At 69.4% G+C, this 10,315-nt stretch carries 7 protein-coding genes; 4 read left to right on the top strand and 3 right to left on the bottom strand.

Features of this window, described 5'->3' with window-relative positions:
* Nucleotides 1-24 precede the first annotated feature (24 nt).
* From ABEG18_RS04415 to ABEG18_RS04405, 3 genes are all read right to left on the bottom strand, one after another.
* Entirely contained in the window at nucleotides 25-918 is an 894-nt protein-coding gene (locus ABEG18_RS04415; protein WP_406856884.1) for a PfkB family carbohydrate kinase, read from the bottom strand.
* 76 nt (nucleotides 919-994) lie between these two features.
* Nucleotides 995-2,023: an aldose epimerase family protein gene (locus ABEG18_RS04410; RefSeq protein ID WP_406856883.1), complete on the bottom strand. Its 1,029-nt coding sequence runs from the start codon at nucleotides 2,021-2,023 to the stop codon at nucleotides 995-997.
* Between the two features lie 81 nt (nucleotides 2,024-2,104).
* Nucleotides 2,105-2,545, bottom strand: a complete 441-nt coding sequence (locus ABEG18_RS04405) for a VOC family protein (protein ID WP_406856882.1) — start codon at nucleotides 2,543-2,545, stop codon at nucleotides 2,105-2,107.
* A gap of 167 nt (nucleotides 2,546-2,712) precedes the next feature.
* Between ABEG18_RS04405 and fdhD the strand changes: the two genes are divergently transcribed.
* The 4 genes from fdhD (at nucleotide 2,713) to ABEG18_RS04385 (ending at nucleotide 10,314) form a co-directional block, all read left to right on the top strand.
* Nucleotides 2,713-3,624, top strand: coding sequence for a formate dehydrogenase accessory sulfurtransferase FdhD (fdhD, locus tag ABEG18_RS04400; protein ID WP_406856881.1), 912 nt, complete (start codon nucleotides 2,713-2,715; stop codon nucleotides 3,622-3,624).
* A gap of 50 nt (nucleotides 3,625-3,674) precedes the next feature.
* Nucleotides 3,675-5,069 carry a cation diffusion facilitator family transporter gene (locus ABEG18_RS04395; RefSeq protein WP_406856880.1) on the top strand — a complete coding sequence of 465 codons (1,395 nt, stop codon included), beginning with the start codon at nucleotides 3,675-3,677 and terminating at the stop codon, nucleotides 5,067-5,069.
* A gap of 83 nt (nucleotides 5,070-5,152) precedes the next feature.
* Nucleotides 5,153-7,792 carry an aminopeptidase N gene (gene pepN, locus ABEG18_RS04390; protein WP_406856879.1) on the top strand — a complete coding sequence of 880 codons (2,640 nt, stop codon included), beginning with the start codon at nucleotides 5,153-5,155 and terminating at the stop codon, nucleotides 7,790-7,792.
* Between the two features lie 263 nt (nucleotides 7,793-8,055).
* Nucleotides 8,056-10,314: an ATP-binding protein gene (locus tag ABEG18_RS04385; RefSeq protein WP_406856878.1), complete on the top strand. Its 2,259-nt coding sequence runs from the start codon at nucleotides 8,056-8,058 to the stop codon at nucleotides 10,312-10,314.
* Nucleotide 10,315 lies beyond the last annotated feature (1 nt).

The raw sequence follows: 10,315 nt of genomic DNA, 5'->3' as shown, positions 1-10,315 counted from the left end.
CTCCCATGTTCGATCCAGGCGGCCTTAAGCGGCGCGCCTCATCAGCGCGTCGACCTCGTCGCGCGTCGGCGCGCCCGCGCGGCCGCCGAAGCGCGTGCACTTGATCGCGGCGGCGGCCGAGGCGAAGCGCACTGCGAGGCGCTCGCCCATGCCTTCCGCCAGTCCCAGCGCCAGCGCCCCGTGGAAGACGTCCCCCGCCCCGAGCGTATCGACCGGGGTGATCGGGAACGCCGGCTCATGCGCGATCTGGCCGTTCTCGGTGAAATAGACGCCCCGCTCGCCATCCGTGACGGCGACCCAGTTGGACGCTACGCTCGCGGCGTCGGCGAGAGCGGCCCGAACATCGTCCCGGCCCGTCATCTCGCGCAGGGCCTGCGCCCCATAGGCGACATGCGTGGCGGCCTCGGTGAGGCCACCCAGCGCCGGGGCGCGATCGGCGTCGAGCACGCCGACGCCGGCCGAGGCCCGGGCCGCCGCGAAAGCCTGCAGGCCGCCCTCCTCCCACCGCGTGTCGGCCATCACGGCCTCCACGCCCGGCGGAAGCCGCGACGGAATGGCGTCCAGGCATGCCGGCATCGCGGGATCCGAATAGCTCACCACGAGCCGCTCCCCCTTGGCGTCCACGATGACGGAGGATTGCGGCGAGCGGCGGCCCGGCGTCCGGGGCGCCAGGGAGCAGTCGACGCCGTCCTGCGCGAGGGCGGCCACGATGGCTTCGCCCACCGCATCGTCGCCAAGCCTCGTGATCAGCATCGCCCGTCCGCCCAGGCGCGACACCGCCACGGCGGCGGTCGCCGCGATGCCGCCGCCGACGACGGCGAGGTCCCGCGCGCGATGCTTCTCGGCGGTGGCCGGCATCACGTCGACCGCAAAGACATAGTCCTGCGTTGCGATGCCCACGCACAAGACGCCCGGCATGGACGCTCCCCCATCCTGGTCCGGCGCCCTGGCCGGCCGCTCACGACATTATCAAGCCGAAGGTCTTATACAAGACTCACGCGAAGCGGTATTCCGAGATCTGCCGATACACCTCGTCCGGCCGCAGGGTCGGATCGGGAAAGTGGGGCCGGTTGGGACTGTCGGGCCAGACCTGGCTTTCCAGGCAAAGGCCGGCGTTCGCGCCGTAGCGGGCTCCGTCCAGTCCCGGCGCGGCGACGTCCACCTTGTGCCCATCATAGACCTGAACGCCGGGCTCGGTCGTGTGCAGTTCGAGCGTCAGGCCGTTGCGGGGCGAGCGAAGCCGCGCGGCGCGGCGCAAAGGCTGGTCGCGGGTGGGCCTGGGAGCCGAGAGGACGAAATTGTGGTCGTAGCGGAACGGCGCGCCGTCCCGCCCGGCGAACCGGATCGGCCGGCGGCTGCGGAAGTCGAAGGGCGTGCCGGCCACGGCGCTCACCTCGCCTGTGGGGATCAGGTCCTCGTCCACTGGGGTGTAGAAGGAGGCGTCCACCTCCAGTTCGTGGTCCAGCACCGAAGGCGAGCCGTCGAGGTTCCAGTAGGCGTGCTGGGCCAGGTTGACGATCGTCGGCGCGTCGGCGACGGCCGTCAGCTCGACCCGCAGGGTGGCGGGTTCGACCATCCGGTACACGCAGGTCGCCGTGAGCTGTCCCGGATATCCGCCGTCACCGTCCAGGGAGACGAGCGTCAGCGTGACGGATGTTTCGTCATGCGCCGCGAGCCGCCAGAGGCGCTTGCCGAAGGCGGCGCCGCCGCCATGCAGGGCGTGGCGGCCGGCCTGGTTGCGATCGAGCTGGCGCTCGACGCCGTCCAGCAGGAAGCGCCCGCCGGCGATCCGGTTGGCGTAGCGCCCCGCAATGGCCCCCATATGGGGCGAATGCTCGACATAGTCCTCGATCGTCTGCAGGCCCAGCACGACCCGCTGGCGCCCGCCCGACGGGAGCGGGACGTGCAGGTCGCGCAGGACCGCGCCCCAGGTGATCACCCGGGCCTCGGCGCCCGCCTTTGAACGGATCGTGACCTCGTGGACGACGTCGTCGCCCAGGCGGCCGAACTCCCTCACCGTCATGCCCCCCTCCCCCATGGTCTTTCGCTTTTGAGTTCGAACCGCCGCTCGCGGCCCGACGGGCCGGAGCGGCGGGAGACGTCGTCACCAGCTGCCGGTGTTCTGCATCGAGGCCCAGGGCTCGGCCGCGGGCTTCGGCTCGCCCTTCTGAAGCAGCTCGATCGAGATGCCGTCGGGAGAGCGGATGAAGGCCATGTAGCCGTCGCGAGGCGGGCGGTTGATCGTGACGCCGGCCTTCATGAGGCGGTCGCACAGCGCGTAGATGTCGTCCACCCGATAGGCCAGGTGGCCGAAATTGCGGCCCCCCGCATAGTCCTTCTCGTCCCAGTTGTAGGTGAGTTCGAGCAGCGGCGCCTTGCTGTCGCGGGCGCGGTCCACGTCGCCCGGCGCGGCCAGGAACACGAGCGTGTAGCGACCCTTCTCGTTCTCAGTGCGCCGGACTTCGACGAGCCCGAACTTGGCGCAGTAGAAGTCGAGCGCCTTGTCGAGGTCGCCGACGCGAACCATCGTGTGCAGGTATTCCATGGAGCGCCTCCTGTTCGGCCGTTCGTCCGGCCCGTTTCGCGCGAGCCGGCGCCGCGCGATGGCGGGACGGCTCCGATCGCCCTAGTCTTATAGGGCGATGGCGGCGGCGGACACCCCCGCGCGCCAGGCCCGGACGCCTCTTTCGGCGCGTCGGGAAGGAGAGACCCATGCAGGACGACCGGGCTGACGACCGCCTCGACGAGGACGAGATCGAGATCCTGTCCGAACCTCCGCCGCCGCGCGTGCTGGCGCAGACCGTCGCGGTCGCGCGCGACGGAACGTGCGTGGAGCGGGACCGGACGCTGGCGGCCGAGGTCCCGGTGTCGATCACCTATAACGGGATCGCCCACGCCGTCATGATGGCGAGCCCCGTCGACATCGAGGATTTCGTGGTCGGGTTCTCGCTGACCGAGCAGATCGTCGACCGGGCGGAGGAGATCGAGGAGATCGTGATCCGGCCGATCGCGTTGGGGATGCTGGCCCAGGCCATCATCCCGCAGCACCGGCAGAAGGCGCTGCTGGAGAACCGGCGCAACCTCGTCGGCCAGACCGGATGCGGGATCTGCGGCATCGTGGAGCTCGAACAGGCGGTGAGGCGCTTCGGCGCGATCGGGCGACGGCCTCAGATCAGCGGCGACGCCGTGTTCCGGGCCGTCGACGCCCTCTATCCGCTGCAGCAGCTCAACCGGGAGACCGGCGCGGTCCACGCGGCCGCCTTCGTCGCGCCGGATGGCGCGATCCTGGCCGTGCGCGAGGATGTCGGGCGCCACAACGCCCTCGACAAGCTCATCGGCCACATGGCCCGGACGGGCATAGCCGGCCATGCCGGGTTCTGCCTCATGACCAGCCGCATCTCCTTTGAGCTCGTGCAGAAGTGTCTGGCCGCCCGCATCCCGGCGCTTGCTGGGATCTCGGCGCCCACGAGCCTCGCGGTTCAGCTTTCGCAAGAACATCGACTCACGCTGATCGCCTTGGCGCGCAACGATACTTTTCAGGTCTTTTCCGATCCGCACTCGCTTTTCGGAAGCACTCGCAACACGTCTCCGATCAACTTGGAGGAGAGCGCGCGGGTGGATTGACCCGGCCCGACGGAGCTTGTACCCCAGCATCGCATTCGCAGGGGGACGCCATGTCTGAACACGCGCACGCCAAGGAGCAGGCGGCGTTCTGGTCCATCGTGGCGAGCGCCGCGCTGACGCTGGGCAAGCTCGTCGCGGGCCTCCTCTCGGGTTCGCTGGCGCTGCTCTCGGAGGCGGGCCACAGCCTCCTGGACACGGGCGCGACGATCCTCACTTATTTCGCCGTGCGCGCCGCCGACAAGCCGGCGGACGACGAGCACCACTACGGCCATGGCAAGATCGAGGCGGTCGCCGCCCTGATCGAGACCGGTCTCCTGATGGTGCTGGCCGTCGGGGTGCTGTGGGAAGCCGGCCGGCGTCTCCTGGGCGAGATGGCCGTGGTGGACGCCACCTGGCTCGCCTTCGCGGTTCTGATCGTCTCGATCGTGGTGGATTATTTTCGCTGGCGCGGGCTCACCAAGGTGGCGGAGGAAACCCGCAGCCATGCGCTCGCCGCGGACGCGCTGCATTTCTCGTCGGACCTGGTCTCGTCCACGCTGGTCCTCATCGGCCTCGCCGCGACGAAGTTCGGCTTCGTGCAGGCGGACGCCTTCGCGGCGATCGGGGTGGCGCTCTTCATCGCCATCGCGGGCTATCGGCTGGGGCGCCGGACCATCGACACGCTGGTCGATGCGGCGCCGGTGGGGCTGGCGGACCGGATCCGCGAGATCGCCGTGTCCACGCCCGGCGTGGTCGGCGTCGGCCCGGTCCGCGTCAGGCCCGCCGGAGCGCAGGTGTTCGGCGAAGTCGCCGTCGACGTGTCGCGCACGCTGCCGCAGGACCGGGTCACCGCGATCAAGGACCGCATCGCGGCCGCCATCAGCGCGGTGGTGCCTGAGGCGAGCGTGACGGTGAACTCCAACCCGGTGGCGCTGGACGACGAGACCATCCTGGAGCGCGTGCTGCTCATCGCGGCCAAGCGGCGCGTCCCGGTCCATCACGTCACCGTGCAGGAGATCGGCGGCCGCCTCTCCGTCAGCGTGGATCTGGAGGTCGACGCCCGGATGAGCCTGGGAGCGGCGCACACCATCGCCACGCGTTTCGAGTGCGCGGTTCGGGAGGAATTCGGCGCGGACACCGAGGTCGACACCCATATCGAGCCGCTCGTGGTGGCCAGCCTCGCCGGGCATGACGTGGAGGGGCCGCTGGCCGAGCGGATCCGGACCTCCCTGGCGACGCACGCGGCCCGGCAGGGCGTCATCTCGGACGTCCACAGCATCCGCATCCGCGAGACGCCGGGGCACGGGCTGGTCGTGAACTATCACTGCCGCGTCGATCCGGCCCTCGACGTGACGACCGTGCACGACCATGTCGACCGGCTCGAGCAATGCGTGCGGGCCGACGCGCCGGCGATCACGCGCATCGTCAGCCACACCGAGCCCGTCAGGGCGGCGGCGCGCGCCTAGCCTCCGGACGCTCGATGCGCGCGGGTTGTGGCGCAGGCCCGAACGGTCGATAACAGCGGCCCCGATTTGCAGCCGAGACCGCCATGCGCACCGATGCAGCTCCCGCCATCCGCCTCGAGGACTACCGCCCGGCGGATTACCTGATCGATACGGTCGAGCTCGACGTGCGCCTTGATCCCGCCAGGACCAGGGTCATCGCCGAGCTGGGAGTGCGGCCTCATCCGGCGGGTCGCGTCGGCGCGCCGCTGGCGCTCGACGGGGACGAACTGACGCTGGTCTCGATCGCGCTCGACGGCCTGGCGCTCTCGCCCAACGCCTATGAGGCGTCTGCGCAGGGGCTGACGCTGATCTCGCCGCCGGAGCGGCCGTTCCGGCTGACGATCGAGACGCAGCTCGACCCGACCTCGAACACCAAGCTGATGGGGCTCTACCGCTCGTCGGGGGTCTACTGCACCCAGTGCGAGGCCGAGGGCTTCCGCCGGATCACCTATTTCCTCGACCGCCCCGACGTGATGTCGGTCTACACGACCCGCATCGAGGCCGACGCCGGGGACGCGCCGGTCCTGCTGGGCAATGGCAATCCGGGCGCGCGCGGGGTCCTGCCGAACGGACGCCATTTTGCCGTCTGGAGCGACCCGCACCCCAAGCCGGCCTATCTGTTCGCCCTCGTGGGCGGCCGGCTGGGCCGGGTGGGGGGCGAGTTCACGACCCGCTCGGGCCGACGGGTGGAGCTCGGCGTCTATGTGGAGCCGGGCAAGGAGGACCGCGCCGGCTACGCGATGGACGCGCTCATCCGGTCCATGCGCTGGGACGAGGAGACGTTCGGCTGCGAGTACGACCTCGACGTGTTCAACATCGTGGCCGTGTCGGACTTCAACATGGGGGCCATGGAGAACAAGGGCCTCAACATCTTCAACGACAAATACGTCCTGGCCAGCTCGGAGACGGCGACGGACGCCGACTACGCCGCCATCGAGGCGATCATCGCGCACGAATATTTCCACAACTGGACCGGCAACCGGATCACCTGCCGGGACTGGTTCCAGCTCTGCCTCAAGGAAGGCCTGACCGTCTTCCGCGACCAGGAGTTCAGCGCCGACCAGCGATCCCGCCCGGTGAAGCGCATCGCCGACGTGCGAACCCTGCGGGCGCAGCAATTCGCCGAGGATTCAGGCCCCCTCGCCCACCCGGTCCGGCCCTCGACCTATCGGGAGATCAACAACTTCTACACGGCGACCGTGTATGAGAAGGGCGCCGAGCTTATCCGCATGCTGAAGACCCTCGTGGGTCCGGAGGCCTTCAAGGCGGGGATGGATCTTTATCTGAACCGCTGCGACGGCACGGCCGCGACCGTGGAGGATTTCCTCGCCTGCTTCGCCGAGGCGAGCGGAATGGACCTGAGTCATTTCTCGCTCTGGTATCGCCAGTCCGGCACGCCCTCGGTGGCGGTCAGGAGCCATTACGACGCGCAGGCGCGCACGCTGCGCCTCGATTTCGCCCAGAGCACGCCGCCGACCCCGGGCCAGCCCGAAAAGTCGCCGGTGGTGATCCCGATCCGGCTCGGCCTCGTCGGCCGCGGCGGCGCCGCCCTCGCACTGACGCCGGCCGATCACGAGCCCTTGGCGGAGGGGCTCTTCGTGCTCGACCGGACGGCCGACAGCATCACCTTCCGCGACGTTCCCGTGGTCCCCGTCCCGTCGCTTTTGCGAGGGTTCTCCGCGCCCGTGAGGCTGGAGCAGGAGCTGTCGTCCGAAGATCTCCTGACGCTGTTCCGGCACGACGAGGATCCGTTCAACCGGTGGCAGGCGGCGCAGAGCTACGCCATGCGGCTGATGGTGCGCGCCGTCGAGGCGGTGCGCAGCCAGACGACGCCCGAGCTCGACCCCGCCTTCGCGCAGGCTCTGGGCGAATTGCTCGCCCATACCGAGGACCACGCCTTCGCGGCGCAGGTGATGGCGCTGCCGAGCGAGGCGGACGTGGCGCGCGAACTCGGGCGCGACATCGATCCGGACGCCATCCTGGCCGCCCGCAAGACGCTGCGGGCCCATGTCGGCTCGGCCATCTCGGAGCAGCTCGCCCGCACCTACGAGGCCCTGGCGAGCCGCGAAGCCTACGCTCCGACGGCCCAGGCCGCCGGACGGCGCGCGCTGCGCAACGCCGGGCTCGACCTCCTGGCCGCGGGCGATCCCGAGCGGGGCGTCCCGCTGGCCGAAGCGCAATTCGCCACGGCCGACAACATGACCGACCAGATCGCCGCCCTCGGCGTCCTGGCGCAGCATCCCGGCCCGGCCCGGGAAGCCGCCTTCCAGGCGTTCGGCGAGCGCTTTTCGTCCGATCCCCTGGTGCTCGACAAATGGTTCGGCCTGCAGGCCGCCATCGCCGAGACGGGGACGCTCGACCGCGTGCGCGGCCTGATGCGGCATCCGGGCTTCTCGCTGTCGAACCCCAACCGGACCCGCGCGCTCATCGGCGCCTTCGCCATGGCCAACCTGTCCCAGTTCCACCGCGCCGACGGGGCCGGATACGCCTTCCTGGCCGACATCGTGCTCCAGCTCGACGGCGCCAATCCGCAGCTCGCGGCACGTCTCCTCGGCGCCTTCCGGACCTGGCGATCGCTGGAGCCGGTCCGCCGCGGCGGAGCCGAGACGGAGCTGCGCCGGATCGCCTCCCGGGAAGGCCTTTCGACCGACGTTTCGGACATCGTCACCCGCTCGCTGGCCTAGCGTAAAGCCAAGGTTCGCCCTGGCTGAACCTTCGCGCTATGGTCGTAGTCCGACCGTCTATACTACCCTTTGTGGCAAGCGATTTTTTTAGGCGTAATCATCTCTTAACAACTGGACAAATCAGCGCCCTCGGATTCAGATCATCTCGATTCGGAGAGATGCGGCACGTCCTTCCGAATGGACGTTTTAGGATCCGAGGGGGTTAACGCATGGCGCGTTCATTCGCAGCCATCGCTTCCGTACGCGCGCATTCCATACCCGGCTTGGTACGTTCGTTCGCCAACCCGGCCTATGTAAAGCTTCTCGACATCGAGCCCTGGCTTCGGCGAATCGTGCCGGTGATGGTGGGACTCTTCGTCGTCGCGCTCGGCAGCGTGTCTTTCATGAACGCCTCGGCGACGCGCGAAGAGACGCTCGTCGACGCCGCCAACGACATCGACATCCTGGCCGCCTACGCAACCGCCGAGTTCGGGCGCCTCGCCCAGGACGCGAGCCGCGCCGCGCCTTCCAAAGTCCTCGCCCTCGTCCCCGGCCATGTCCTGCATGACGGCCGGTTCATGCTCGTCACCAACGAGTCCGGCGCCGTGACGGCGAGCCTGCCCGGCGGCCTTTACACGCAGACCACCCTGACGGACGTCCTCGGCCCGACGCAGCCCTTGACCACGTTCGCCGACAAGGCGGGCGTCATCGCCATTACGCTGGGGTCGGGCGCCAAGGCCCTCGCGACCGTCCGCAACCTCCCCGCCCCCTACGGCCAGCTCGCCGTCATTCAACCGATCAACCTGGCTCTGGCCGGGTGGCGGCAGCGGACGACCTCGACGCTGATCCTGCTCGGCGCGGCCGGGCTGGTGCTCACCGCCATCAGCACCGCCTATTTCTGGCAGGCCTGGCGCGCCCGCCAGGCGGACGTGATCTGCGACAGCTTCCGCCGTCGGCTCGACACCGCGCTCTCGCGCGGCCGTTGCGGGCTGTGGGACTGGGACATCGCCCGAGGCACGCTCTACTGGTCGGACTCCATGTACGAGATGCTCGGCTACGAGCGGAGCAGCGAGTTCATGTCCTTCGGTGAGGTCAACCGCCTGGTTCACCCCGACGACGGCGATCTGTTTTCGCTGGCCGACACGCTGGCGAGCCGCGAGGCCACCACGGTCGACCACGCCTTCCGGGTGCGGGCCGCCAATGGCGACTGGGTCTGGGTTCGGGCCCGGGCCGAACTGGTCCGCGACGGAGAAAACCGCGATCCGCACCTGATCGGCATCGCCATCGACATCACCGAGCAGCGCCGGATGGCGCAGGAGACCGCGACCGCCGACATGCGGCTGCGCGACGCCATCGAGACCATCTCGGAGGCTTTCGTCCTCTGGGACGACGACAACCAGCTCGTGATGTGCAACTCGAAATTCCAGGTGCTGCACAATCTCGCGCCTGAGGCGGTGCAGCCCGGCACCTCCTATGAGACGCTGGCTGCGGCGCTGACGCCGCCGGTGGTGCAGAACCGGATCGACACGGCCCCGGACAAAGCGGGCTCGCGCAGCTACGAGGCGCAGCTGCCGGACGCGCGATGGCTCCAGATCAACGAGCGGCGCACCAAGGACGGCGGCTATGTCTCGGTGGGCACCGACATCACCATGCTGAAACGCCAGGAAGAGCGCCTCCTGGACAGCGAGCGCAAGCTCACCGCCTCGGTGGCGGACCTGAAGCGCTCGCGCCAGACTCTGGAGATGCAGGCCCAGCAGCTCGCCGACCTCGCCGAGCGCTACCTGGAGCAGAAGGCCGAGGCCGAGAGCGCGAACCGCGCCAAGTCGGAGTTCCTGGCCAAGATGAGCCACGAACTCCGGACGCCGCTGAACGCCATCCTGGGCTTCTCGGAAGTGATGGAGGCCGGGATCTTCGGGTCGCTCGGCTGCGACAAATACACCGACTACTGCCGCGACATCCGCAAGAGCGGCGAGTACCTCCTCGGCCTCATCGCCGACATCCTGGACATGGCGGAGCTGGAAGCCGGCCGCGTGCGCATGAAGCGCGAGCCTCTCCTGGCCGACGAGGCCGTCAACTCGGCCATCAGCGCCATCTCCGAGACGGCCCGGTCACGCGGGCTGACGCTCACCGCCGAATCGCTGCCCGACACTCTGGTGCATGCCGACCGCCGCGCGCTGGAGAAGATCCTCGGCCACCTCCTCTCCAACGCCGTCAAGTTCACCCCCGAGGGCGGCAAGGTCATGGTGCGGGCCCGCAAGATCGGCGGCTCGGTCAACATCTATGTCGAGGACACGGGCGTCGGCATCCCCAAGGATGCGCTGCCCAAGCTGGCCCGGCCCTTCGAGTGGGTGGACATGGACGCCACCAAGCCGACGGACGGCTCCGGCCTCGGCCTCGCCATCGCCCGCTCGCTCGCCGAACTGCATGGCGGGGGCCTGCGCATCCGCTCCTGCGAGGGCACCGGCACGATCGTGCTGCTTCACCTGCCGCTGAAGGCGCCCAGCGGCTTCGAGATCGCCTCGGCCCAGGTCACCAAGCACTGAC

Origin of the sequence: Alsobacter sp. KACC 23698 (assembly GCF_045348435.1) — a bacterium.
In the GTDB taxonomy this organism is placed as follows: domain Bacteria; phylum Pseudomonadota; class Alphaproteobacteria; order Rhizobiales; family Beijerinckiaceae; genus Alsobacter.
Note: the sequence above shows the minus strand (reverse complement) of the source record. Positions and strands in the feature narration are given on the sequence as shown.

Coding starts and splice junctions, on each gene's coding strand:
- ABEG18_RS04415 (WP_406856884.1), bottom strand. CDS start 918: ATGCCGGGCGTCTTGTGCGTGGGCATCGCAACGCAGGACTATGTCTTT.
- ABEG18_RS04410 (WP_406856883.1), bottom strand. CDS start 2,023: ATGACGGTGAGGGAGTTCGGCCGCCTGGGCGACGACGTCGTCCACGAG.
- ABEG18_RS04405 (WP_406856882.1), bottom strand. CDS start 2,545: ATGGAATACCTGCACACGATGGTTCGCGTCGGCGACCTCGACAAGGCG.
- fdhD (WP_406856881.1), top strand. CDS start 2,713: ATGCAGGACGACCGGGCTGACGACCGCCTCGACGAGGACGAGATCGAG.
- ABEG18_RS04395 (WP_406856880.1), top strand. CDS start 3,675: ATGTCTGAACACGCGCACGCCAAGGAGCAGGCGGCGTTCTGGTCCATC.
- pepN (WP_406856879.1), top strand. CDS start 5,153: ATGCGCACCGATGCAGCTCCCGCCATCCGCCTCGAGGACTACCGCCCG.